Source organism: Limoniibacter endophyticus, from assembly GCF_014652835.1.
Lineage (GTDB): Bacteria > Pseudomonadota > Alphaproteobacteria > Rhizobiales > Rhizobiaceae > Limoniibacter > Limoniibacter endophyticus.
Window position 1 is genome coordinate 101,319 of record NZ_BMZO01000008.1, and the last position, 25,679, is coordinate 126,997.

Below are 25,679 nucleotides of genomic sequence, written 5' to 3' on the forward strand. Positions count from 1 at the left end.
TTACAAAATGTTTCTCGACTTAACAGTTTGCATAAGACCCATCGCACGCCGTTGGACAAGATTCACGCTGGCTGCACAAAACTGTCCAGCACACGTTTCTGGCCCGCCTTGTCGAAGTCGACCGTAAGCTTGTTGCCTTCAATATTCGATATGTTGCCATTGCCGAACTTGATATGGAAGACGCGGTCACCCACAGAAAACGGGGAAGGGGCGCTGGCTACGGATTTTGCAACCAGTTCTCCCTCGATGGTGCGTGGCTTGACCGAACCGCGGCCCGCGCCGAAGCCGGAATCGACCTCGCCATAGCCGATACGCTCGACGGCGTGACCGGACCGGTTACCCCAGTTGCGCGACGTGGCTTCGGTTTTGTTCTTCTGCGCGCGCTGCCAGCCAGGCGTTGCGTAGGTGTTGGAGAAGGATTCGACCTTGTCGAAGCGCGAGGAACCGTATGGATTGCGCCGATCGCCGACACCATAGCCGCCATAGGAATTGCCGCCACCTTCTGCGACCTCGACATGCGCTTCGGGTAATTCGTCGATGAACCGGGAGGGAATCGTCGATTGCCATAGACCATGGATGCGGCGGTTGGAAACGAACCAGAGGTGCAGGTTCTTCTTGGCCCGAGTGAGCCCGACATAGGCCAGACGCCGCTCTTCCTCCAGGCCAGAGCGTCCTCCTTCATCGAGCGCGCGCTGGTGCGGAAAGAGACCTTCCTCCCAGCCCGGCAGAAAGACGGTTTCAAACTCCAGGCCTTTGGCCGAATGCAGCGTCATGATCGAGACGGCATCGAGGTCTTCCTGCTGTTCGGCATCCATGACGAGCGCGACATGCTCAAGGAAGGAGCGCAGGCTTTCATATTCCTCCATCGACCGGATGAGTTCTTTCAAATTGTCGAGGCGGCCGGGCGCTTCAGCCGACTTGTCGTTCTTCCACATATCCGTGTAGCCGGACTCATCCAGAATCATTTCCGCAAGCTCGGTATGCGGCGTGTTTTCGAGCAGTTCCTGCCAACGGTGGAAATTGGCAGAGACCTGGCGCAGGCTAGCGCGCGCCTTTGGTTTCAGTTCGTCGCTTTCCGCCAGTTCGGCTGCCGCCTGGAGCATGGGGGTGTTCCGGGCGCGCGCCGCGTCATGCACCTGACGGATGGTCGCCTCGCCAAGGCCACGCTTCGGTACGTTGATAATGCGCTCGAAGGCCAGGTCGTCAGCCCCTTGTGCAACGACGCGGAAATAGGCCATGGCGTCGCGGATCTCCTGACGCTCGTAGAAGCGCGGGCCGCCGATGACACGGTAGTTCAGGCCAAGCGTCACGAAGCGATCTTCGAACTCGCGCATCTGGAAGGAGGCACGCACGAGGATCGCCATGTCGTTGAGATTATGGCCCTTGCGCTGATATTGCTCGATTTCCTCACCTATGGCGCGGGCTTCCTCCTCCGAATCCCAGGCAGCATGCACCTGTACGAGGCCGTCGTCCGGGTTTGGATGATCGGTAAAGAGCGTCTTGCCCAAGCGGCCCTCATTATGCGCGATGAGGTGGGCGGCAGCGCCCAGAATATGCGCGGTCGACCGATAGTTGCGCTCCAGTTTGATAACTGTTGCGTTGGAAAAATCCTTCTCGAAACGCAGGATGTTGTCCACTTCTGCACCGCGCCAGCCATAAATCGACTGGTCATCGTCTCCGACACAGCACACGTTCGGGCGTTCGCCGCCGGGGCGCTGGGCAAGCAGGCGCAGCCACATATATTGCGCGACGTTCGTGTCCTGATACTCGTCCACGAGAATATAGCGAAATTTTTGATGATATTCGCGCAGCACATCCGGATTCTCGCGGAAAATGCGGATGGGATGCAGCAGGAGGTCGCCAAAATCGCACGCGTTCAGCGTCTGTAGACGCGCCTGATAGGCATAGTAGAGTTCGCGCCCCTTGCCATTGCCGAAGGCGCGGGCATCGCCTTCCGAAATATCTTTCGGACCCTGGGCCTTGTTCTTCCAGCTGTCGATCATATTGGCGAATTGACGAGCAGGCCACCGTTTGTCGTCCAGCCCCTCCGCCTGAATGATCTGCTTGAGGAGGCGGATGACGTCATCCGTGTCGAGAATGGTGAAGCCGCTCTTCAAACCGGCGAGTTCGGCATGACGGCGCAGCATCTTGACGCCGATCGAGTGGAAGGTGCCAAGCCATGGCATGCCCTCGATCGCCTCGCCGACGAAATGACCGATACGCGTCTTCATTTCGCGTGCCGCCTTGTTGGTGAAGGTGACGGCAAGGATCTGACTGGGATAAGCGCGGTTGGTGGAAAGGATATGGGCAATACGCGTTGTCAGCACCCGTGTCTTGCCGGTGCCTGCACCTGCCAGAACCAGGACGGGGCCTTCCGTTGTCTCCACTGCAAGACGTTGTTCCGGGTTCAGACCGGCAAGATAATCCGGCATATTGCCGGAGGGCTTGCGCGCTGCCATGGCGCGTGCGGCAAGCCCGCCGCCCCCTTGCGACTTGGCCGGAACAGGCGTTGCATCATCATCGTCGAAGAATGGTATGTCGTCGGAAAAGCCGGCCATGCGCCCTTTGTCTCGGTATCTCTCGGACCAACGGCAGCCGAATCCGGCGCAAGCGATCGGTCGAAACGTTTCCTGTTTGTACCGCTTCTATGCGCAAAGGCCAACCCCATAGCGGCACGAATCACAGCTGAGGCTATCTGGGCCTTTGCAGGCTTCGATGGCGCTGAAGCGCGGTGCGGGCGAGGATGGCGCGCCAGCGGACCAATTCGAACGGGATAGGGGCACTGGCGGCCTGAATCTGCATCATCTGCCGCTCCACCTCGCCCATGACGCGGTGAAGGTCGGCATCCGAAATTTCGGGGTCAAATGCCAGATTGCGCGAAACAATATCGAGTTCTCTCGAAATCCTTGCGGACACGACTGCCTCCCACACCCAACGCCAATTATTCTTAAGTATAGTGGAGCGCAGTCGGCTTTGCAGTTCAACTGAATATTCCCATGTTGATTGCGTCTGTTCACGGGCAAACGGTTACAGAGTAAATGCGCCTTTACGTTCGCCTCGTGTTTCTGAATCAAATGCGCTTTATCGGATAGCCTTCCGAAGCCCCATGATCCGTCCTGCCTGCTCCGGGCGAGGCAAAGCGAGATGCGGGCGGGCAAGTTCTTCGATGCGCAGGGCCACATCGGACGGGTAAGGCACGACCTTGGGGCCGCTCTGATCGATATGCAGCGTAACGGATTCGCCCGTTGCCGCGAGCCATCCTTCGTCAGCATGGCGGATTTCCTGGAAAAAGTGGATACGCTTTTCATCCCAGTCCAGCATCTGCAAAGAGACGGTGACTGGCGCGCCGTCATGCAATTCGCGAATATAGCATATGTGGATTTCGGCGGTGTACGTTGTGTGGCGCGTGCGTTCGGCATAAGCGGCGCCGAGGCCGACACGGCCGTAGAACTGCTCGAGGCCATGGTCGAAAAGCATCGCGTAAAAGGCCATGTTCATGTGGCCGTTGAAGTCGATCCATTCCGGGCGAATCTGCATGCGTGACGATATGAATGGGCTCGACGCGGCGGCGATATGCATTATTTTCCTCCATGATCTTTGCGTAAGCTCTTTCATTGGCAAAGCAAGTTCAAGCTTTTATAGCTGCTCGCAGAAGAAGAAAGGGAAGGACGCAGAATGGCCTTGATCGACGTCAAGACGCTTGAGCGTAACGAAGCGGGAATTGCAAAGGTTTGCGGCGCGCTGAAGGAGATATTCGGCGAACGTTTTCAGACAGGGCAGGCGATCCGCGAGCAGCACGGCCATACCGCGACCTACATTCCGAATCAGGTTCCTGACGGCGTGCTTTTTGTCGAAACGTCGGGGGATGTGCAGAAGGCCGTGCAGCTTTGTGCGGCAGAGAAGGTTCCTGTCATCGCCTTCGGAACGGGCTCCTCTCTGGAAGGCCAGTTGAATGCGGCGGCAGGGGGCGTCAGCCTGGACTTTTCGCGCATGAACAGGATCATTTCGGTCAATGCCGAGGATCTGGATTGCGTGATTGAACCGGGCGTGACGCGTGAGCAGCTCAATGATTATTTGCGCGATACGGGACTTTTTTTCCCCATCGATCCGGGCGCCAATGCGAGTCTGGGCGGCATGGCCTCCACGCGGGCATCGGGCACGAATGCCGTACGCTATGGCACGATGCGCGACAATGTGATCGCGCTCGAGGCGGTGATGGCCGATGGACGGCTGATCAGATCAGCGCAGCGGGCGCGCAAATCATCTGCCGGTTATGATCTGACCCGCCTGCTGGTCGGCTCGGAGGGGACGCTCGGCATTATCACGAAGCTGACGCTCAAGCTCTACGGCCAGCCGCAGGCGATTTCCGGCGGCGTCTGTTCCTTCCCGGATGTGGAGGCGGCCTGCAACACGGTGATGGCGACTATCCAGATGGGGATTCCCGTCGCTCGCATCGAACTTCTAAATACGTTGCAGGTACAGGCGGTCAATGCCTATTCCAAACTGGATTTCCCCGAGCAGCCGTGTCTTTTCGTCGAGTTTCACGGGTCCGAGACGGGTGTGCAGGAACAGGCGGAACTGTTTGGCGAGATTGCTGCCGAATATTCCGGAGGCCCCTTCGCGTGGGCGAAAGAAGCGGAAAAACGGAACGCACTTTGGAAGGCACGGCACAATGCCTATTGGGCTGCCTGTGCGCTTCGCACAGGTGAGCAATTTGGTGCGCTTTCAACCGATGTGTGCGTGCCGATCTCACGGCTGGCCGAATGCATCAAGGCCACCGAAGCCGACATTGCCGAAAACGGCCTGGTTGCCCCAATCGTCGGACATGTGGGCGACGGCAATTTCCATGTGCTCGTCGTCATGGACATGAAGGATCCGGACGATGTGATCAAGGCCGAAGCCTTCGTCTCTCGCCTCAACAAACGGGCAATCGAGATGGATGGCACCTGCACGGGCGAACATGGCGTCGGGCAAGGCAAGATGGCATATCTCGACCTCGAGCTTGGCGAGGCCGTTGATTATATGCGCATGATCAAGAAGGCGCTCGATCCGGACAATATTCTAAACCCAGGCAAGATATTCTCGCTCTGAGATGGCCGGAGCGGGCAAGTCCGCTCCGGCATGCCATCAGTGCGCCAAAGGCACGTCCTGAAATGTTGGCTGTGCGCAAATGGAGGGATCGTCGTCCGGGAGCATCGAGAGGGTCTCTGTTGCTTCTCCTGTGGTCTCGTCCGGGATGTACCAAACTCCATTGCTGAAGAATTTCTTCTCGGCAGCCTTTATGTTGGAAAGATTATAGGTTTGAGAATTTTTATTCAAATCGGAAATCTTCAGGAGTTCCACATCCCGAAGATAATATTTGTAAAGTGCCTCTGTCGGCTTGCTGGTGTCGTTGTTAAGATAAAATCGCTCCTTTATCCGCACGCATTTGCCAGAGGATGATCGCTCCACTTCCAGTAATCCGGAAATTTCCTCCAGTTCGACCGTATCCATACCATCGCCGCCGTGGATTTTCGTAGTGATCGTGGTCCATTCCCAATGCCGCTTGAAGCTGTGCAGCTTGATTAGGTCATCTCCGTCGCGCGCATGAAGGGTTGAACCCAGTTCCGCACTAATCCTGTCGTCGTGACGGGTACCTTCGCGGGCAGCGCCCGAAGGTTTTTCTCCATGCCGCATCAGTTGCATGTTTTCGCGATCCTGGCTCGGAACGATACGATTCTCAATCGCGTGGGCGGAAGAGAGGTGCCAGTCATTACCGATGGGATGGAATTTGTGCGCGGTTGTTTTTGTGGGATCGAGTTCGCTCCGATTCTTACGGGAGGCGATCGTCGCGATTTCCCAAGAAGGCATTTGATTTAGATGCTCGGTCATGGAAGCGGGCTCTCTATCGCCGCCGAACGGTATTTTCAGCACATCCTTGATGAAAGACGGGACGTCCAGTTTCCGGTATTGAGGACTGCCGTCCGGCTGCGGAAACTTGAATATCAATGTCTTCACGTCGACGAGTTGCAGGATCGTGTCGTGGCCTGCGCCAGCTTGAAATCCGGTGCTTTGCTTCTGATGCACATAAAGGATTCGGCTATGGTAAGAGACCGCTTCGAGATCTGCCGGGTCTGCCTCCACTATGACTTCCTGAGCATTGCCTCGCCCCCACACGGTGTCGAGCGGATTGAACGACTTGCTGGGTTTCCAGACAGGTATCGGTAAGGGTCGCGTCATGTAATGTCCAAATAAAAAATTCAAACGTTAAAGCGTGAGAGGCTTGCCTAACTGAATTCAGGTAGGCAAACCATGCGCATATTAGGCAGCTTCAGATATAAAGTGCTTCAGGCTTATAGGGGTGCTGTCCTCATCATATTCGTAAGACTGGTGATCTGGAGACAGGAAGATGAGGGATGGTGCGTCTTCTCGACCATGAATTGCGAGCGTTTCCACGTTTTTCAATTGGTAAACATGCGTGGATGCATGATCCTTTATCGGACATGTGCCCTTATCATCGCCGATAAACCACTCGTTTTCCTTGTCGGCATTCTTATGGCGATAACAGTGATGTTTTACCGTAAGAACAGTTTCATTCGGCTTTTCACCGCGTGTAAGAAAAACGCTGTCGGTATCGTCATACCAGAAATGGAAGGTATCACTTCCCGAACCGCCATCAACATGCGTTTCGAGCAATTTTCCTTTGCTGGCATCACGCGAGGACTCATTGTACCAGATATGATCATTACCATCCTGGGCGTTCAGTCTAAACCCAAGCCGGATAAGCAGGTTATCGTTTACGGGGGTGCCGGAAAAAACCTGGTTTGAGTCATCGTAACGAGCGAGAGACCAGTGGCTATGGTCCCCGATGCCGGGCTTCTCGCTTGCGACGCTTTTAAGATATTGCGCCGTAGTCAGGTCTGCGAAGTCGCGGCGACTCATATGTGCAGAACCCCAATCGGTTAAGCCCCGCTTTTCCTGATGGCTGAGGAAATTCGTTTCGTAGAGAGTTGTATCGCGATCCTTGTTACGAGTTTGGATGATGACGAGGTTGCTGTCATCGATCCAATCGGGAAGTTCTAGATTTCTCAATGTTTGCCATTCGGTATTCTTTACCTTGGCAACATCGATGAATGCGGACGGGCTCTGATAACGGGGCTTGGTAACAAGTTCGATTTCCTCGACGTTCTTCAGTGTCCAGATTATCTCGCGATCTTCCTTGTCATTGAACCGTTCACCCGACATCCTGCCATCATGGCTAGAAGCTTCGGAAATATTGAGCGTCTTGATCTCTACATAATTGCCTAACCGTCTGATCTGCAGATCGCGGAGATCGAAAGTAACGGTATCAAAGCCTTCGCCGCCTTCAATGAAAGTCTTTACGGGTCCGCCCGTTGTAGGTGTTGAATCACGGAAAGAGTTCTCGGCCTTGATGCGATCGTCTCCGGCAAAGGCATAAACGAGCTGACCGATCTCGACTTTCAGAAAATCGGCCTGGTTACTTCCATCATGATATTTTCCCGTTTTGTCGGGCGAGGCCTGAACGAAATTATACTGGTTGCCATAGGCTACCGAATGCGGGCGGTCAGCGTTGACAAGCTCTGCCTCTCGGAAGAGCGCATGCTTGTCTTCTGGAGACAGCGGCCGGGCGTAAGCGGCAAGTAAAGCGTTGTTGTCCTGCGGATAGTCGGCTTGCAGCTCGTTTACGTTGATCAGATGTAGCTCATTCTCTCCTGGACCGGAGACGATGATATTCTCAATATCAACAAGAACCAGACCTTCTGGCTTTGGAGGGAGAGCTATTTCCTGCGCAAGGCCGAGTTTTTCCAGGGTTGCTTTCAGTTCCGCTCCACGGGACTGCTCGCGCATCCTGAGAAAGGCTTGATATTCCTGCGCGCCTTCCAGCGAGAAGTAAGGAGTTTTTAGCAGGGAACCATTTGGCTCCTCGCGAAGTTTGATCTCGTTGTCGATCGCGTCCGGGAGCTGTGCTTCCATATCCGCCCTGGCAGCTTTCAACGATTCAAGCTTGTTTTCCAGGGCTGCCTTTTCGGCCTTCTTGTTGAACCGAAAGAAGCGATCGATAGCCCAATATTTACTGAGTTGCCTTTCCTTGCGGACAAGATCTAGCTCTGTCCTCCGGATTTCATTCTCTGTATCTGCAATTTTTGCTTCGACAAACGCTCGATAATCTTCGGCCTCGTGCAATCTTTTTCTGGAGGCATGGTCTTCAAGCACTTGCGCGCGATGCGCGTTTTTCACGTGCGCTGCCTCAAAAGCCTGTTTCTCCGCTTTCGCTAAAATTTCGATCTTATAGCTCTGGTTAAGGGGGAGGCCGTCGAGACTTTTGTAGGAAATGGCGTAATCTTCTGCCCTGCCTACGAGTTTTATCGTGCGCATATCCTCAGTGCCGTAGACAGGCCTGCCAAGGCTTTTCAGCTCTGAGATTTCCAGTATTTTTTTTGTCATCGCTCAAATATCTTGTTGGATTTTAAAGGGAAAAATTCGCGTCTTAAAAATTAGACATTTCTTTAATATTTTTGCTGCGCGAAGCCGGCAATATTAGAAGCAACCAATTAGAGAAGCGGCTCTGTTTTCAGCAAGGGTCGCATCCCTTAAATTGAAAGGAATTGCTGTATTGTCGCCAGGTGCCGTTGCATAGCTCGCCGCATCTGAAGCATATTGCGGCGCGATATAGACGGTGATCGGACGGCAGCCCGTCGTTCGGCGCTAGCCCGAAGACGTATGACATGACCTTGATCCGCATTTTCGTCACGCTTGGAAGCCTGGTGGTTCTGCTACTGGCCGCGGCGCTGGTTGTTCCCTACTTCGTGGATTGGAACGCCTATCGGGCTGAATTCGAACGAGAGGCCTCGCTCATCGTGGGACGCGAGGTTCGTGTCGAGGGGGAAACGCAGGCGCGACTTCTGCCTTTTCCTTCGGTTAGTTTCAAGAACGTGACTATCTCCGGTGATGATCCTGCCGAGCCCGCGATGACAGCGGATGCATTTTCGATGGATGCTGAACTGGCCCCCTTGATCAATGGTTCGCTGCATATTTTCGATATGCGGCTCGAGCGTCCGCGCTTTCGCATGGACGTAGCGTCCGATGGCAGTATCGACTGGATGCTGCGCCCCGAAACCCCCGTCGCCCCCAGCCTCATTTCAGTCGAGAAGCTGACGATCAGCGACGGCACGGCAATCATTGCCCATGCGCCGAGCAGAACCGCTCATATGGTTACGGATATCAATGCGCAGGTTTCGGCGCGGACGCTGAGTGGACCGTGGCGAATTGACGGTCGAGCCGTCCTCGGTGGGCAAGCCATGACGATCGGCGCATCGACGGGCACGTTGACGCCAGATGGCACAATGCGACTGCAACTCGATCTGCATCCGAACGGTTTGCCCTGGAGCCTGAGTGTCGATGGCACGGTTGCCGCAAGCGAAGGGCGCCCGCGCTACACAGGGAACTTTCGCATCAATGGCGGGGCGGTCACCCGTCGGGAAGGCCAGCGCGCGGGACCGTCGCCGTACCGTTTCAGCGGGCCATTCATGCTCAATGCCAATGCACTCGCAACCGAAGATTTTCGTTTCGAGACAGGCACACTTGACGCGCCTTATACGGCAACCGGAACGGCGCGGCTCACCCTGGATGGAGCACCATCGTTTGAAATTCGCAGCGACGCCGCCCAGTTTCAGCTGGCGCAGGCTGCCAATGAAGGCGAAGAAACGGAGACGGGTGTCGTGCGCCAGCGTCTGCGCGAACTGATTTCTGCGCTTGGTGTGCTGCCGGTCCCCACTATTCCCGGGAGGATCGACATTAGCCTCCCGGCCGTGGTGGCAGGGGACACAACCGTGCGCGACGTGCGTTTCAGCGCAAGACCCCAAGGGGCGGACTGGCGGATAGAAACATTGCAAGCCGACCTTCCGGGGCGGGCCCGGCTGGAGGCTTCCGGCGATCTTGAGGCCGGAGAAGGCAGCGCACGTTTTGCCGGACATATGGTGCTGGCGATCCAGCAACCGGCGGGTTTCGTCGAATGGGCGACGGGGGAGACCAAACCCCAAGCGCGAAGGCTGCGTGCAACAGGCTTCGAAGCAGATGTTTCGCTGGCAGGTGATGCGCTGCATTTCTCCAATACCGAAATCGTGGCGGGCAGTTCTGTCCTCCGGGGCAATATTGCGGTTTTGGCTCCGGGGCAGGAGACACAGACGTTGACGCTTGATCTGGAGAGTCAGGCAATTGATCTCGAACAGGCCATGGCACTCACGACTCTTCTGACGGCAAACAGCGGTGCGACGCGCTGGGGCAATGCGGATGTTAAATTGCGGACCGATCAGGTAACAGGATTTGGCCTCACGGCCGCTGGTGCGGACGTGGCTGCGCGGATGCATGGCAATACGCTGGAGATCGATCGTCTTCAACTTGCCGACTTTCAGGGAGCGGCTCTGGCTGCAACCGGCAAGTTCGAAGAATGGATGGTGAAGCCGGAAGGCGAAATCGATGCGACCGTGACCGCGGCTGATCTCGCGCCCGCTATTGAAACGCTGGCCAGAACTTTCCCGCAAGCAAGCTATCTCCAGCAATTGCAGAAGCGCAGTGCCGGCTTTCCCGGGCTTTTTGCCGATGCGCGGCTCGACCTTGTGGGCAATCTCGTGACCGATGCGGCCAATTCCAACGGTAGTTCGGTGGCGTTGAGCGGGCGCGCCAATCTGGGTGGCAGTGATATGACGCTGACCGGATCGGCAAGCGGCAATCTTGCAAACCTTTCGGCAGCTTCGCTTTCGCTCAATCTGTCGGCACGCAACGAAAAGGGCGAACGGGTGCTGGCGCTTGCGGGACTTCCCGTTCTGCCGCTTGATCTGATCGGTGAAGGCGAAATGACCGTCAATGCGACGGGCCAGTTGCAGAAGGGAATGGATGCGGCTCTCGATGTCGTGTTCGACGATCTCAGTTATCGCTTTGCCGGCGCCATTACGCGCAGGGATGAGGCTTTCGAGGCACGCGGGCGGAGCGAATTGAAGAGCGCGGACCTCTCACCCTATCTGGTGACGGCCGGGATTGCCGTGCCGGGAGCGAGCCTGACCTTGCCGCTCGACCTGACGGGCGGCACACAGGCCGCCTTCGACACGCTCTCCTTCTTCGATGTCGACGGCACGATCGCGGACAATGATTTTTCAGGTTCGGTTGCGTTCGATCTTTCGCCTTCGCGCCCGCTAATGACCGGTAACGTAAAGATCGAGACGCTCGATCTCGGCTGGCTGGGTGCCCTTGCCTGGGGCGACGAGGCGGTTTCCCCCTTCCTGGCAAAGGAAGAAACCAGCGGAATCATAGCAGCTGCCACGACCTCACCGTGGGATATGCGCATCGATGTTCAGGCCCAGCAAATGACGGCTGGACCGCTGGGACTGAATAGTGCGGCATTCAAGGCCGATGTCAGTGTAGAGCAGGTAGCGCTGACCGAATTTCAGGCGAAAGCGGGTGAGGAGGGTACGGTGAGCGGCGCGGCAACCCTGTCGAATGTCGACGGGGTTGGGGGGCTTCAGACGCAATTGTCGCTCGACAATATCGATCTGACGCCGCTTTTGCCATGGGAAGGTGCCGGCGGGGCGGGGACTGTCTCTGTGGCAATGAACGGTCGTGGGCGAAGCGTCGAGGACATTGTCGCCTCGCTGAGCGGTTCGGGCACGGTGAACATGACCAGATTCAGCATAGCGGGCTTAAGTCCGAACGGCTTGGCTGACGCCATCCGTGCCGCAGACGATATGGACCAGACGCAATTTGGCGATGCTGACTTTGCAGTGCCGCTCATTCTGCGTGGGGCGGGTGTATCCTTCACGCGAGGGCAGCTTGGCTTCACTATTTCCGAAGGACTGGTGCGCGCACCTTCTCTTGCGTTGGAGGGGGACGTCGCAAGTATCTCGGGCAGTGGCGAAATCGACCTGCGCGAGCGTCGTTTGAAAAGCGATGTCAGGATGCTGTACGAGAATGTCGAGTTGCCCGAGGGCGCGAGCAATCCGCCGCTCCGTCTCTCTCTGCAGGGAGCGATCCCTTCGCCCCAGGCAAAGCTCGATACGAGCGATGTAGCGCAATTTTTGACCTTGCGGGCAGTAGAGCGGGAAGAAGCACGCGTCGCTGAAATGCAAGCGCTGTTGCTGGAAAAGCAGCGGTTGCGGCGTGAAGCCAGCTTTTATCGCGATTTGCGCCGTCAGCGGGAAGAAGCGCCTGCACCTGCCGCACAGCAGCCTGTGATTGATGGTTCCTCCATCGAACGTCTACTGAATGATTTGCAGCCTGTGGAGTGAAATCAGGCGCTTTTTTTAAGCGATCTGAGAACAAACAGGCGCAAAGCGGAGGAAAGATTGACTTTTTCCTCACGCTCAGTGTCAATCTCGAAGATCAGCGCTGCCAATGCCAGCTTTCGCTCTTCGGCAATGGCTTTAAGCTCGGCGTGAAATTCCGGCTCCAACGTAAAGCTGGTCCGGTGACCGCGCAGGGATACGGAATATTTGCGGAGCGCCGTCACTTTTTGCGGAAGGCATCCAGCGAAACGACGTCGGCGCTTTTGCCGTCTTCCGTCTTTTCGCTCTTCTTGGCGACCGTCTCGAAGATATTCTCCTCTACCACGGGGGCTGCTTCAGGTTCCTCGTCCTCCAGGTCCTGTGCGATGTCCTGCACGACCGGCTGAATATCGAATTCGAGTTCGAAGTTCACCGAGGGATCGTAGAAACCGCGCACGGCCGCGAACGGAACTTCCAGCTTCTCGGGAATATCGGAGAAGGACAGGCCGATCTCAAAGCCTGTTTCTGTGACCTTCAGGTCCCAGTACTGGTACTGGACGACGATGGTCATCTGCTCGGGATAACGCTCCTTCAGACGGCTGGAAATGCGCACGCCTGGCGCACCGGTCAGGAAGGTGATGAAGAAGTGGTGGTCGCCCGGAAGGCCGGTCTTGCTCACTTCCGACAGAACTTTGCGCATGACGCTGCGAAGCGCGTCCTGAACAAGGATGTCGTATCTGATCTGATCGTCGGCCATTCTTGGGCAGTCTCCGAAATTTCCATTCACGTGGCGCGCCGTGCATTTTATAAGATGCAGGAAGAGCGCACCGCCAGTTTAAAGTCCGCTGCGCCGTACTTTCCGAAAACCGGCGCGGATTTTCAGGTTAATGCAGTACGTATAACCAAAATACGGCAATATGCCATATCGCGCACGCAGCGTTTCGTCATCCCGCAAATTGCATAAGGATGGATGAAAAGCCAGAGAAACAGAGGGAGAAGTGGAGGTTTCTGTTGCCAGGTACCTCCGAACCCCGCCTAAAGGTGCGAACCCGTAGGGCTTGATTTGAAGCTATCGCACTGCATTAAGCAGCGAGACGTGCTTCCGCATAGTTGTCGTTTGCAACTACAGTTTTGGTCCGATAACGGCGGCTACCATACCGAGCGAAAGCACACTCTTTACACCCTCGTCGATCCTGACTCGCCCCCAGCAGCAGCCGACATTGGTGAAACGTCGGTTCCTGGTGGAGGCGCCGGGTACTGCCCCCGGGTCCGATAGGCTTATTACAATGACCATTTATCGCCATAGCCGGAACGAGCCGGCAAAGGTCATATAGGTGACATGGCGGCGTTTGAAAAGGGGGCGGATATTTCCAGTCGAGGGTTCTTGACAGGGAGGAAGATCAACAAGAAGCTCCGGACATGATTGCGGGGGATTCTACTGTGATCAGCACGCAAATTATCGCAAGCGGAGTGATCCATGACAGACTATCTGGCAGATGTGCGCAAGTACGACGCAAGTGCAGACGAAACCGTTGTCGGCAAGATCATCAAGCATCTTGGCATCGCGCTGCGTAACCGCGATTCCTCGCTCGTTTCGGCCTCCGATCCGAAGGAACTGGCCCGTGTTCGCGCCAACTGGGCGGAAAAAAAGCTCGGCGAGACCGATGGCGATAAGATCGAGGGAGCAATCGCGGCCGTCTGTGAGGCAATGAAAGCCGATCGCACGAAGGAACGCGTCACATTCTATTATCTCGTGGCGAAGAAGCTCGGGAAGCTGGAAACGCTTTAAGCCTCGCGGCCTTTGCCGTAGCCTGTGGAACAAAAAGAGCGCCAGCCTCCTATCGCTGGCGCTGTTCGTCGCATTGCTGTTAAGAAACCGTAGAGGCGGCGTTGCAGGCTGCCGCAACTCGATTCTGCAGGAAGAGCGCCGTGCGGCATCCCGAATATCAATATCTCGATCTTCTCGAAACGCTTCTGGAGCGCGGGGACCGGCGCATCGACCGCACCGGTGTTGGCACGTTGTCAATCTTCGGAGCGATGATGCGCTTTGACCTCTCCGACAATACATTCCCTGTTTATACGACCAAGCGCGTCTACTGGAAGACCGCCGTCAAGGAAATGCTCTGGTTCCTGACCGGCGAGACGAATATCCAGTCGCTGCTTAAGAACAATGTGACGATCTGGACCGACTGGCCGCTTGATAAGTACCGGCGGATGACTGGCGACGAGATCTCGCAAAAGGAATTCGAGAAGCGAATCGTCGAGGACGATGCTTTTGCTAAGGCATGGGGTGATCTGGGGCCTGTCTACGGCAAGCAATGGCGTCGTTGGCTCGATGCCGATGGACGGGAACATGATCAGATTGCCGGCGTCATCGAGACGTTGAATAACAACCCGTCAAGCCGGCGCATGCTTTTCCACGCCTGGAACGTGCCGGAGCTAAGCGGCATGGCTTTGCATCCTTGCCATCTCGTCTATCAGTTTCATGTTGGCGGGCTAGGGCGAACGGAAAAACCGAAGCTTTCAATGCTATGTTATGTCCGCTCCAACGACATGGGCCTCGGCAATCCATTCAACATATGCCAACAGGCGGCATTGCTTGCCATGGTAGCGCAGCAGGTTGACATGGATCTGGGCGAACTGGTCTGGGTTGGCGGCGACGTGCATCTTTATCTCAACCACGAGGATCTGGCGCGCGAACAACTGGCGCGTGCGCCGCGTCCGTTCCCCAAGCTGCACCTGAAGCGCAAGCCCGACAGCATTGATGGCTATACGATCGACGATTTCGAGGTGACGGGTTACGATCCGCATCCGCCGATTACAGCTCCGGTAGCGGTGTAGGCATGATCATTACCATCCACGTTGCGGCGGCGAGGAACGGCGTCATAGGCAAGAATGGGACGATGCCCTGGCATCAATCGTCCGATCTCAAGCGCTTCAAGGCAGAAACGTTCGGCAAACCCGTGATCATGGGACGCCGGACCTATGAAAGCATAGGCAGAGCTTTGCCTGGTCGCCTGAATATAGTGGTTTCGCGCAAGCCGGATTTCGCGGCCGAGGGCGTGGAGCACGCGACATCGCTGGAGGCGGCGCTGGACAAGGCGCGTGCGACTGGTGCGCAACAGGCCTGCGTAATTGGCGGAGCCGCACTTTATGCGGAAGCCATGGACATTGCGGACCGACTGCATGTGACACATCTGGAGGCTGAGATCGCAGACGGAGATACTTTCTTGAAAGCGATTGATCCGACGGTCTGGAAAGTGATCGAGGAACACCGCGTGGATCCTGACGAGAAAGACGACTATCCGATGCGGTTCACCGTATATGCACGGAAATAGCTAGACGAGATCGCATTCGCCTTTGGCAAATCGTCTCCTTTGAAGGGAAAGGGGATGGTCTTTATGCTACTACCGCGGAATATGATGGTGCTGCGTTGTGTCTGGCCGGGTGCCGGGATCACCATTTTGTTTGCGGATAAGCGCTGTTATTTTACGCGAATCTTCGCGCGCGGGCATGGTTTTTTGCCTGTTCATGGCCGATAAGGCGCGCGATGGAGAGATCTGAGAGCTCTATTGCATTTATCTTCTCGCGAAGTTGTGTGCGGAGCGGCGTGCTCGAAAGCGACCGGATGCTTCACGTGGCGTTGAAAGGCGACGGGGCAACCCCTATAGATTGTCCACTCAAGAATTTTATGCCGGGGGATGTGCCGGCATCATGATGGAAGGAACTTCATGCCCTGGAATAATCAAGGTGGCGGCGGACCATGGGGCGGCGGCAATAATGGTGGCGGCAACGGACCATGGGGCCAGGGACCGCGTGGCGGTGGTGGTGGCGGACCGCAAGGCGGCCCTCCGGATCTCGATGACATTTTTCGTCGCGGCCAGGACCGTTTTCGCAGCGTCTTACCGCCAGGCGGTGTAAGTCCCGCGATGATCGGTATTGTGTTTCTGGTGGTTGCGGCATTCTGGCTCTATAATGCTGTGTATACCGTGCAGCCCGACGAATTGGCCATCGAACTTCGCTTCGGCAAGCCGAAGCAAGAAGTCTCCGAGCCGGGCCTGCATTTCCACCTGTGGCCGATCGAAACGGTCGAGAAGGCGGTGACGGCGGAAAAACTCGTGACCATCGGTCAAAGCCAGAGCAATAACGCGACGCTAATGCTGACGGGCGACCAGAACCTGGTGCGTGTCGCTTTCTCGGTTGCCTATCAGGTTTCCGACCCGCGTATTTATCTGTTCCGCATGGTCAATCCTGACGACACGCTGACGCAGGTTGCCGAAAGCGCCATGCGCGAAGTGGTGGGACGGCGTCCGGCGCAGGACATTTTCCGTGATGACCGCCAGGGTATTGCCGATCAGGTTCGCGATATTATCCAGAGCTCCATCGACAGCTACGGTGCTGGCCTGGCGATCAACGCGATCTCCATTGAAGATGCTGCTCCGCCGCCATCCGTTGCGGATGCATTCGACGAGGTGCAGCGCGCCGAGCAGGACGAAGACCGTTTCGTCGAGGAAGCCAATCGCGATTCCAACCAGGTGCTTGGCCGCTCGCGTGGTGAGGCAGCGCAGATTCGCGAAGAAGCTGCCGGCTACAAGGCCCGTGTGGTACAGGAAGCAGAAGGTGAGGCGCAGCGCTTCATCTCGATCTATGACGAATACGCCAAGGCACCGGAGGTGACGCGTCGCCGTCTTTATCTCGAGACTATGGAAGGTGTGCTGCGCGAGTCCAACAAGACCATCCTGGGTACCGAGGGCGGACAGAGCGTCGTTCCTTATCTGCCGCTCAACGAATTGCAGCGCCGTGCGCCTGCACCGGCAAATGCACCTGCTGGACAGGGAGGAAATAACTGATGAACAATCGTCTTCCCGCAATCGGCATTGTTGCTGCCGTTCTCCTGTTCCTTGGCTATAATTCCATCTTCGTCGTAAACGAACGCGAGCAGGCGATCGTGCTGCGCTTCGGTGAAATCGTCGATGTGAAGAGCGATCCGGGTCTTTATTTCAAATTGCCCTTCAGCTTCGCCGATGCCGACAGTGTCCAGATGATCGAGGACCGCTCCATGCGGTTCGATCTTGACGACATCCGCGTCCAGGTCTCCGGGGGCAAGTTCTACGAGGTCGACGCTTTCGTCGTTTATCGTATCGAGAATCCACGCGTCTTCCGCCAGAGCGTGTCGGGCAGCGTTTCACAGGCTGAACAGCGCTTGCGTACGCGTCTCGATTCAGCTTTGCGTCGGGTTTATGGTCTGCGGGGCTTCGAAGCTGCTCTTTCCGAAGAGCGTGGCTCCATGATGCGCGAAGTTCGCGACGATCTGCGTCCGGCTGCACAGCAACTTGGCTTGTCGATCGAGGATGTTCGCATCCGCCGTACCGATCTGACGCAGGAGGTTTCCGAACAGACCTTCGAGCGCATGAAGGCGGAACGTCTTGCGGAAGCGGAGCGCCTGCGGGCTCGCGGTCGCGAAGCAGCGCAGCGCATTCGCGCCCGTGCAGAGCGTGAGGCAGTCGAAGTTGTTGCAGAAGCGCAAAGGGATTCTGAAATCCTGCGCGGTGAGGGCGACGCCCAACGCTCCAGTATCTATGCTGATGCGTTTAACCGCGACACGGCCTTCTTCGATTTCTATCGCTCGATGCAGGCTTATCGCCAATCGCTCAACGGTACGAACATGGTGTTGTCGCCTGACTCAGACTTCTTCCGCTTCTTCAATCAGACCGTACCGGCGCAAGGGGGGGCACCAGCCGCGCCGATCGCTCCGGCACCGGCGCAGTAAGAAGAGGCTGAGAACATGAAGGATCTGGTTACTGCCATCGGGCTTGTCCTTGTTTTCGAAGGGCTGGTCTATGGCGGTTTCCCGACGCTGGCCAAGAAGCTGGCACAAGAGGCTGCAATCACACCTGAACGCCTGCTTCGTATCGGCGGTTTGTCCGCCATGGTGGTTGGCGTGCTGATTGTCTGGTTCGCCCGCGGATGATTTTCACCCATTGGTGAATATGCGCGTCATAGGATCGCTCTATAATCGGGCCATGGTTTGTACCATGGCCCGATTTTTGTGTGCGCTGCTATGTCATTCGGTGGAATTGGCTAGATGCTCGTGCGAGAGTTTACGCAAATCGGCCTCATTCCTGCGTGTGAATGACGGCTACTGAAATCTTACGGAGAGCAGCCCTATGGCCTTGGCGAGAAAGCGTCTAATCCCCGCATTGATGGCAGCGACGCTGCTTGCAGCCGCCGCACCGTTCACCACGCAGCCGGTCTTTGCGCAGGGGCCGGAATCCGTAGCAAACGTCGCGGAAGGGCTTCTGGACTCTGTCGTGAACATTTCGACGTCGCAAAACGCGAAGCCAGCCGGAGGCGGCGTACAGCCACCGACCATGCCGGAGGGCACGCCTTTCAACGATATGTTCAAGGACTTCTTCGAGAATGCGCCGGGGCAGACCGATCCGCAGCGTGACGCGCAGTCACTCGGCTCGGGCTTTGTTCTGGATGCGCAAGAAGGCATTATCGTCACGAATAATCATGTGATTGCGGACGCCGATATCATCGAGGTGAACTTCGCAGACGGTGAGAAACTGCCCGCCACACTGATCGGCAAGGACGCTGAAACAGATCTCGCCGTACTCAAGGTTGATCCGGCGGGGCACGCGTTGAAAGCCGTATCCTTCGGCGACAGCAACAATATTCGTGTCGGCGACTGGGTGATGGCGATCGGCAATCCATTCGGTCTTGGCGGATCGGTTTCCGTCGGCATCATCTCGGCGCGCAATCGCAATATCAATGCGGGTCCCTATGACGATTTTATCCAGACCGATGCCGCCATTAATCGCGGCAACTCGGGCGGACCGCTGTTCAACATGAATGGCGAGGTTATCGGTATCAACACCGCCATCATCTCGCCCTCAGGCGGCTCGATCGGTATCGGCTTTTCCATCCCCTCATCGTTGGCAATGCGCGTGGTTGAACAGTTGCGTGAATTTGGCGAGACGCGACGTGGTTGGCTTGGCGTACGCATTCAGCCGGTCACGGAAGACATCGCCGAGAGCATGAAGTTGCCAGGCGATGAGGGCGCACTGGTTTCGGGCGTAACCAAGGGCGGGCCGGTGGACAACGGAATTCTCAAGGCTGGCGACGTGATCACGGCTTTCGACGGGCAACCGATCAAGACTCCGAACGAGTTGCAGCGCGTGGTGGCCGAGACGGCGGTCGACAAGCAGGTCGAAATCACCATCATCCGCGAGGGCAAGGAGGAGAAGGTTTCTGCCAAGCTTGGCCGCCGTGAGGAAGGCACACGCGCTGCCGAAGAGGCAACGCCGGAGACGCTGCCGGATCAGCCGGTCGAGACGCTCGGCATGAAGCTTGCGATGCTTGACGAGGAGCAGCGGGCCGCTTTCCAGATAGGCGAGGGGGTTAAGGGCGTCGTCATTACGGAGGTGGCGGAAAATACCGGCGTTGCCGAAAAGGGCGTGAAGGCAGGTGACGTTATCGTCGAGATAGGGCAGGAGGCAGTGGAAGAGCCGCAGCAAGTGGTCGATCGAATCTCCAGACTCCGCGAGGAAGGCCGTCGTAACGGCTTGCTGATGCTGGCCTCAAAGGATGGGCAGCTCAGGTTCGTGGCGATCCCGCTGGACTGAATACCCTATCGGCTACAAGCTTTCCGGTCTCACTATGAGGGAGAAGTCTCTGGCAGCGCTTTCCCTCAAGCTCCGGCCATCAACCATTCGTCTCTCGTGAGTGCGAACAGGCGGTGGGGACGCAGATGCGCCTGGTTCTCTTCGATGAACGGGTGATCGAAATCGCGCTCGACATCGTGATGCAGGCCAAGGCGGCGCATCGTGGCGAGCGAGGGCTCGTTGGCCGCAACCGCGAAGGAAACGATTTCCTCGATGCCGAGGTCTTCAAAGCCGATTTGCAACCATCGCCACGCCGCTTCGCTGGCATAGCCCTTCTGCCAGAACTCCGGCGCGAGCCGCCAGCCGATCTCGACTGCCCCGGTCGGCATGGGAGCCGGGCCGGTGACACGATGCAGGCCGACGAAACCGATCAACTCACCGGTTTCGCGCAGGGCAACCGCAGAAAGGCAGAATTTTTCCAGCGCATATTCGGCGTTGATCCTGTCCATCACAGCATCGCTTTCCCCACGCGTCAGCGTGCGCGGGAAATAGGTCATGATGCCCGGGTCGGAATTCAGCCGATGAAAGAATGCTCGGTCTTCATCCTGCCAGAGGCGAAGGGTGAGGCGGTCGGTGGTGGCGATCTCGGTCATGCGAACTCGCTTTGGCGATAGCCTTGTATATAGAGAAGGGCAGTCAGATCACCATGGTTGATCTGCATGCGGGCAGCCGCCGCAACGGACGGCTTCGCGTGAAGCGCAACACCGGAGCCGGCAAGGCCGATCATGTCGAGGTCGTTGGCACCATCGCCCACCGCCATTGCATCCCCGACCTCTATGCCGAGCTTCCCGGCAATTTCGGCGAGAGATTGAGCCTTGGCAACGCGTCCCAGGATCGGCTCCTCGACCATGCCCGTCAATCTGTCGCCATCGATGATAAGCGTGTTGGCGCGGTTCTCGTCAAAACCGAGCGCTGCGCCGATACGGGCGGTGAAGAGCGTGAAGCCACCGGAGACGAGCGCAGTATAGGCGCCATTGGCACGCATCGTTGCGACGAGCGCCTTGCCGCCGGACATGAATGTGATGCGCCGGGCGATAATGTCGTCAATACTATCGACGGGCAGGCCCTTGAGAAGAGCGACGCGCTCCCGAAGGGCAGGCTCGAAAGCGATTTCGCCGTTCATGGCGCGCGCCGTGATACCCGCGACCTGATCCTTGATGCCGAGTTCATCCGCCAGTTCATCGATGCATTCCTGCTCGATCATGGTGGAATCCATATCGGCGATGAGAAGCTTTTTGCGACGGCGGGCTGCTTCCTGCACGACAACATCTATCGGTAGATCGGTAAAAAGCGTGCGCAGCCCTTCGAGCGTCGATGTCGGATCACTGCCCTCTGGCAATGGAAGGTCGCAAGCTATATTGAGGCCAAGCCAGTCTACCGCTGGAGCATTGACAAGGGCAGCAGCCCGCAGCGCCAGTTCTTCGGTCAGATCCATGGTGGCTGGATGCGCGATGAGTGTGGCGACAAATGCATTTGGAAACGACATGACTGAACCCAGGCAAGGCGCGGAGGTCGCGCCGATCAAAAACGCTATCCTGATAGCGGGACCGACGGCCAGCGGCAAGTCGGCGCTGGCACTATCGCTGGCGCAAAAATGCAAGGGTGCCATCATCAATACGGATTCCATGCAGGTTTACGCCATTCTCGATGCGTTGACGGCGCGACCGCCACAGGATGATCTCACGAAAGCGCCGCATCACCTCTACGGCCATATCGATCCAGCTACGCACTATTCAACAGGCGCATGGCTCGAGGATGTGCGAGGCCTCGCAGCTTCTGGCGCGCTGGAGGACAAACGGCCGATCTTCGTAGGGGGCACGGGACTCTATTTTAAAGCATTGCTCGAAGGTATTTCGCCGATGCCGGTGGTCGCCGCGGATGTTCGCGAGATGTGGCGCGCGGCGCTGAGGGAGCGGGGGGCGCAAGCCCTGCATGCCGAGTTGGCCGAGCGGGATTCGGAGATGGCAATCGCGCTCAAGCCGAGCGACGGACAGCGCATCGTGCGGGCGCTGGAGGTTCTTGACTCGACGGGTATTTCGCTTCGCGTGTGGCAGAAAAAGAACGGGGAGCCACTTGTCGAAACCACCACCGTCACCAGAATAGTTCTGGAGCCCGACCGCGAAAAGCTGCGTGAATGGATAGGCAATCGCTTCGTGAAGATGATCGAAGCAGGGGCGATGGAGGAAGTGCGGGCGCTTGCGGCCACGAAGCTCGATCCGGCCATGCCGGCAATGAAGGCGATCGGCGTCCGCGAACTCATGCGGGCCGATGCTGGTGAGATCACGCTTTCGCAAGCGAGCGAGCGGGCGACGATCCTGACGCGGCAATATGCCAAACGCCAGATGACTTGGTTTCGGAACCAGTGTGACGAGAGTTGGAGCAGAATCCGTGTAGAAGATCAGGAAGATTTGAGAGATTTTGCGAATATTCTCGACATGTAACCGTTAAAAACTTGCACTTCCCGACGCTTCAGCAAATAACGCGCCAGTAGCGGCGGAAGCGGATTCTACAAAAAAACTAAAATACGCGCCCAGGGGGAAGAGATTTGCAGCGGGGGAGGCAAAGACACAAGTTCGAGTCGGCGTTTTTTGTGCTGCTCGCGATTATTCTGGGCGCGCTTGTGCTAGTCGTGCATATGGCGAAACGGCTTTTCGAAGAGACTGCCACGGTCGCAAGGCTGGACGGAATCGACGATATTGCCCGCATTTCAATCCTCGCCGCGATGCTGGTCGGTACGGCATTTCTGTTTGGTCTCTTTCTCTATTATCCACTGGTGCGCGAGCAGGTTCGTGAAGATGAGCGGCTGCGCGCCATGGCGGACGCGCTGAGCGAGCGTTCCGAGAGCATGGAACTCGCCGCACTGACGGATGGGCTGACCGGGCTGAAGAACCGCCGCTTCTTCGATGAAGCCTTGCGCGAATACATCGATGCTTTTCGTAGCGTCGGCCGTTCCGTGGGGCTGGTCATGATCGACCTGGACCATTTCAAATCGATCAATGACAGATTTGGCCATGACATTGGTGATGAGGTCTTGCGTACAGTCGCTTATCGGCTGGCGGGCCTTGCGCGCCACCATGACGTCGTCGCTCGTCTCGGCGGGGAGGAATTCGCGCTGATCGTGCCAAATCTCAACTATGATCAACTCGTCAGTCTGGTAGAGACGATGCGCATCAGCCTCGCCGGCAGTCCCGTATCCTGTGCGCGAGGCCAGGTCGCCGTGACGGCAAGCTTCGGCCTTGCACTGTGGAATGGCTCGGAACGGGCTGGCGATCTTTATCGGCGCACCGACCGTTTGCTCTATGCAGCGAAAAACACCGGGCGAAACTGCGTGTGCGCCTGACGCTGACCACCTAGCGCTTCGGCCATTCCTTTCGTGCCAGCTTGCCGAACAAGACTTCCCGGTCCGTACGGGACGGAAACGAACCTGCCGAGGCTGGCGGAGCATAATGCCTGTCGGGTTCGGGATAAGGTTCCGGCTCTATCGGCTGTGCCGGTACCGACCGGCGGATGGGGGGCGTCGGTTGAGATTGAGGCGGGAGTTCCGAAGCTTCGCTTTCGCGCCGCGGCCAAGCAGGTTCCTCTGGAACTTGGTCCTGCGTCGGCACCTCAGCTTGCGTCGGCGTGACCTGCTGTCTTGTCACGGCCAAGTGACCCGACGCGACTTGCCGCCTCAGCGTAGGGCGGGATTCAGGCTCGGGCCATGCTTGCGACACCGGCACGACGTGCGGCGCGAAAGTATCATTCTCGGGCTGCTGAGTGCTGCCGCCTGTCAGGCCCCGTCTTGAGCCTTCCTTCTTGCCGAGATTGCGCATGTTGTCGATCGCGCTGGCAAGATCGAATGCTGCATCCGGCGCGCTCGTCTCCTCCTGTCGCATGGCAGGCATGTGTTCCGCTGCCAGAATGTCGAACTTGAAACGCATGGTCGTCGCGACACCCTCGCCGAAAGCTATGGACTCGCGCTGGCCCATGGAAGACAGAAAGGAGAGAGTGGATGATGACGCTTCACCTAACGCCTTGCGAATGATCTCCTGGTCCTTTTCGTTTGCGAGGCGCATGGTGAAAATGGTTGAACATTGAGACAGAACCGTCGGATCGAGTTCGCCTGGGCGTTGTGTCACGACACCGAGGTAGCATCCATATTTGCGCCCTTCCTTTGCTATGCGCGCGATGGCCTGCCGCGTCGGAGCAAAGCCGAGCTGCTGGTCGGAAGGCACGTATCGGTGTGCTTCCTCGCAGACGATGAGAAGCTTGAGCTTGCCGGACGACTGCATGCAAAGATCGAAAGCTACCCGGCTCATGACGGCGCAGACGGCATTCGTGACTTCGGGAGGAAGGCCCGCCATTTCAAAACACGTTATGGGTCTTCCGTTCATCGGTATGCGGAAGAGCTTGCCTATGATGCCCGGCAAGTCGTCATCGCTTGAAACGGACGAGAACATGAAGCGGAAGCGCGGATCCGTCAGCACACTTTCAAGACGTGTGCGTAACGAGCGGAGGGCGGGGCGCTCCAGCTTCTGGTCGAGCATGCCGATGCGTTCATCGATCAGGTTCAAAAGCTCGGTGAAGCGGTAGGGCACTGGCGTATCGGGGGTTAGATCGTCATCGCCCCGCTTCAAGAGGGCGCTGCCGGCTGGCTGGCGGAAGCGCCGCTTTGCAGTCGGAATGAGATCGCGCAGCAGTTCTACTTCGTCGTGTGCTGCATTTCGTTCGTGAAAGACGACCTCGCACAGCTCGTCGAGCTTGAAAAGCCAGTAAGGAAGCTCAAGCTCTCGTGCATCAAGACGTATGGCCAGGTCCTTGAAAGCATTATAATATTCATTATGTGGATCGAATATGAGGATGCGCTGATCTGGAAGCGCATCGACCATGCGACGAACCATCAGAGCCACCGCTGAAGATTTACCGACGCCCGTCGTGCCGAAAACAGCAAAGTGGCGCGAAAGTGTCGCTTCTACCGCGATACGAGCTTCAATGTCGGGAGCCTGGGACAGATGTCCCACCTGCATGGAGCGGCGCCCACCGGTTGCATAGACTGCTTCAAGATCGGTCCGGCGTATGCGGTGGGCAATGGAACCGATGTGCGGGTAAACGCTGACGCCGCGGTCAAAAGTGGCAATCCTCGTTTCGGAATCCTCGCGAATTTCCCCAATCAGTTCCACTTGCGATTCTATCGCTGGGCGCTCGCTTGCGCCAACAAGCGAATGCTGGATTCTGGTGACCAGTCCAACCGTTCTGGTGGAGCCGAGATTGATCGAGATTATAACACCTACTGCCCATTGCTCGATGAGTTCGGTGTCTTCATCGTCCGTATATGCGATGATCGACGCGTGCATCCCGCTGCACTGAGTGACCCTGCCGAGAATCCGGCGCGTGCGACGACGTTCCTCTGCAGGGGGCGCCGCCTCGGCCGGCTCCGATGCCTTGTTCAGACTGGCCTGGTCTGCGGGTGTAGCTTCCTTGGAAAGAACAGAGTCTCTGGTAGTACCTGTCTTTTTCGGATCGTTGGACATCGATATCTCGGTCGAAGACTGCGTTAGACCAAATTTTTATCCCAAACCGGTTAAGCGCTCGTGACGTTGTTGACTGGCAAACGAAATATCTTCCAGCGGGTGAAGAATTTTGTTTCAGTTAAAGCGGATGGATTGAAACAAAAAGAAAGTTGGCTGCTCGTATTTTTGTCCGTTGACAGCCCGGCGGATTTGAAAGTAACGTCCCGACCCATGAAGACGAACCTTATTCTTGTAGTAGGAAGGCGCAT

Annotated in this window: 21 protein-coding genes and 1 other RNA gene; 11 read left to right on the top strand and 11 right to left on the bottom strand. The window is 57.1% G+C overall.

Annotated features, from left to right (window positions below):
- Positions 1–62: 62 nt before the first annotated feature.
- From IE151_RS12480 to IE151_RS12490, 3 genes are all read right to left on the bottom strand, one after another.
- Positions 63–2,558 (bottom strand): ATP-dependent helicase, encoded by a 2,496-nt coding sequence (locus IE151_RS12480; RefSeq protein ID WP_189490656.1) that lies wholly within the window; start codon positions 2,556–2,558, stop codon positions 63–65.
- 133 nt (positions 2,559–2,691) lie between these two features.
- The gene (locus tag IE151_RS12485) at positions 2,692–2,916 is read right to left on the bottom strand and encodes a hypothetical protein (protein WP_189490658.1); all 225 of its coding nucleotides are present in this window, start codon (positions 2,914–2,916) and stop codon (positions 2,692–2,694) included.
- A gap of 165 nt (positions 2,917–3,081) precedes the next feature.
- Entirely contained in the window at positions 3,082–3,579 is a 498-nt protein-coding gene (locus IE151_RS12490; protein WP_189490661.1) for a thioesterase family protein, read from the bottom strand.
- Between the two features lie 96 nt (positions 3,580–3,675).
- Here IE151_RS12490 and IE151_RS12495 point away from each other — a divergent pair, with 96 nt between their 5' ends.
- Positions 3,676–5,091, top strand: coding sequence for an FAD-binding oxidoreductase (locus tag IE151_RS12495; RefSeq protein WP_189490663.1), 1,416 nt, complete (start codon positions 3,676–3,678; stop codon positions 5,089–5,091).
- 36 nt (positions 5,092–5,127) lie between these two features.
- Here IE151_RS12495 and IE151_RS12500 read toward each other — a convergent pair whose 3' ends face one another.
- Both IE151_RS12500 and IE151_RS12505 read right to left on the bottom strand, forming a co-directional pair.
- Positions 5,128–6,219 carry a hypothetical protein gene (locus IE151_RS12500; protein WP_210310891.1) on the bottom strand — a complete coding sequence of 364 codons (1,092 nt, stop codon included), beginning with the start codon at positions 6,217–6,219 and terminating at the stop codon, positions 5,128–5,130.
- A gap of 81 nt (positions 6,220–6,300) precedes the next feature.
- Positions 6,301–8,376, bottom strand: coding sequence for a hypothetical protein (locus IE151_RS12505; RefSeq protein ID WP_189490667.1), 2,076 nt, complete (start codon positions 8,374–8,376; stop codon positions 6,301–6,303).
- A gap of 350 nt (positions 8,377–8,726) precedes the next feature.
- Here IE151_RS12505 and IE151_RS12510 point away from each other — a divergent pair, with 350 nt between their 5' ends.
- Positions 8,727–12,278, top strand: a complete 3,552-nt coding sequence (locus IE151_RS12510) for an AsmA family protein (protein ID WP_189490669.1) — start codon at positions 8,727–8,729, stop codon at positions 12,276–12,278.
- 2 nt (positions 12,279–12,280) lie between these two features.
- Here IE151_RS12510 and IE151_RS12515 read toward each other — a convergent pair whose 3' ends face one another.
- From IE151_RS12515 to ssrA, 3 genes are all read right to left on the bottom strand, one after another.
- On the bottom strand, positions 12,281–12,499 hold the full coding sequence (locus IE151_RS12515) for a ribbon-helix-helix domain-containing protein (protein ID WP_189490671.1): 219 nt from the start codon (positions 12,497–12,499) through the stop codon (positions 12,281–12,283).
- A complete protein-coding gene (locus IE151_RS12520) occupies positions 12,496–13,011 on the bottom strand; it encodes an SspB family protein (RefSeq protein WP_189490673.1) in 516 nt (171 codons plus the stop codon). Before IE151_RS12520 ends, IE151_RS12515 begins: the two co-directional genes overlap by 4 nt.
- Before the next feature lie 240 nt (positions 13,012–13,251).
- Positions 13,252–13,614, bottom strand: a transfer-messenger RNA (tmRNA) gene (gene ssrA, locus IE151_RS12525).
- Between the two features lie 117 nt (positions 13,615–13,731).
- Here ssrA and IE151_RS12530 point away from each other — a divergent pair.
- The 7 genes from IE151_RS12530 to IE151_RS12560 all read left to right on the top strand — a co-directional run bounded on the left by IE151_RS12530 (position 13,732) and on the right by IE151_RS12560 (position 19,882).
- A complete protein-coding gene (locus IE151_RS12530; RefSeq protein WP_189490675.1) occupies positions 13,732–14,043 on the top strand; it encodes a DUF2853 family protein in 312 nt (103 codons plus the stop codon).
- A gap of 140 nt (positions 14,044–14,183) precedes the next feature.
- Positions 14,184–15,095 carry a thymidylate synthase gene (gene thyA, locus IE151_RS12535; RefSeq protein WP_189490677.1) on the top strand — a complete coding sequence of 304 codons (912 nt, stop codon included), beginning with the start codon at positions 14,184–14,186 and terminating at the stop codon, positions 15,093–15,095.
- A 2-nt stretch (positions 15,096–15,097) separates the two neighbouring features.
- Positions 15,098–15,592 (top strand): dihydrofolate reductase, encoded by a 495-nt coding sequence (locus tag IE151_RS12540; RefSeq protein WP_189490679.1) that lies wholly within the window; start codon positions 15,098–15,100, stop codon positions 15,590–15,592.
- 393 nt (positions 15,593–15,985) lie between these two features.
- Entirely contained in the window at positions 15,986–17,104 is a 1,119-nt protein-coding gene (hflK, locus tag IE151_RS12545) for an FtsH protease activity modulator HflK (RefSeq protein ID WP_189490681.1), read from the top strand.
- Positions 17,104–18,024: a protease modulator HflC gene (gene hflC, locus IE151_RS12550; protein ID WP_189490684.1), complete on the top strand. Its 921-nt coding sequence runs from the start codon at positions 17,104–17,106 to the stop codon at positions 18,022–18,024. The genes hflK and hflC overlap by 1 nt, the downstream gene beginning before the upstream one ends.
- A gap of 15 nt (positions 18,025–18,039) precedes the next feature.
- Positions 18,040–18,225, top strand: a complete 186-nt coding sequence (locus IE151_RS12555) for a DUF2065 domain-containing protein (protein ID WP_189490686.1) — start codon at positions 18,040–18,042, stop codon at positions 18,223–18,225.
- A 196-nt stretch (positions 18,226–18,421) separates the two neighbouring features.
- The gene (locus IE151_RS12560) at positions 18,422–19,882 is read left to right on the top strand and encodes a Do family serine endopeptidase (protein WP_189490688.1); all 1,461 of its coding nucleotides are present in this window, start codon (positions 18,422–18,424) and stop codon (positions 19,880–19,882) included.
- Positions 19,883–19,947: 65 nt separating this feature from the next.
- Here the strand turns inward: IE151_RS12560 and IE151_RS12565 are convergent, their stop codons facing one another.
- Positions 19,948–20,514 carry a GNAT family N-acetyltransferase gene (locus tag IE151_RS12565; RefSeq protein WP_189490690.1) on the bottom strand — a complete coding sequence of 189 codons (567 nt, stop codon included), beginning with the start codon at positions 20,512–20,514 and terminating at the stop codon, positions 19,948–19,950.
- The gene (gene serB / locus IE151_RS12570; protein WP_244636740.1) at positions 20,511–21,407 is read right to left on the bottom strand and encodes a phosphoserine phosphatase SerB; all 897 of its coding nucleotides are present in this window, start codon (positions 21,405–21,407) and stop codon (positions 20,511–20,513) included. Before serB ends, IE151_RS12565 begins: the two co-directional genes overlap by 4 nt.
- Here serB and miaA point away from each other — a divergent pair.
- Both miaA and IE151_RS12580 read left to right on the top strand, forming a co-directional pair.
- A complete protein-coding gene (miaA, locus tag IE151_RS12575; RefSeq protein WP_244636741.1) occupies positions 21,406–22,362 on the top strand; it encodes a tRNA (adenosine(37)-N6)-dimethylallyltransferase MiaA in 957 nt (318 codons plus the stop codon). The genes serB and miaA overlap by 2 nt on opposite strands.
- A 149-nt stretch (positions 22,363–22,511) precedes the next feature.
- Positions 22,512–23,261: a GGDEF domain-containing protein gene (locus IE151_RS12580; RefSeq protein WP_244636742.1), complete on the top strand. Its 750-nt coding sequence runs from the start codon at positions 22,512–22,514 to the stop codon at positions 23,259–23,261.
- A gap of 10 nt (positions 23,262–23,271) precedes the next feature.
- Here the strand turns inward: IE151_RS12580 and IE151_RS12585 are convergent, their stop codons facing one another.
- On the bottom strand, positions 23,272–25,431 hold the full coding sequence (locus tag IE151_RS12585) for an ATP-binding protein (RefSeq protein ID WP_189490694.1): 2,160 nt from the start codon (positions 25,429–25,431) through the stop codon (positions 23,272–23,274).
- Positions 25,432–25,679: the final 248 nt, after the last annotated feature.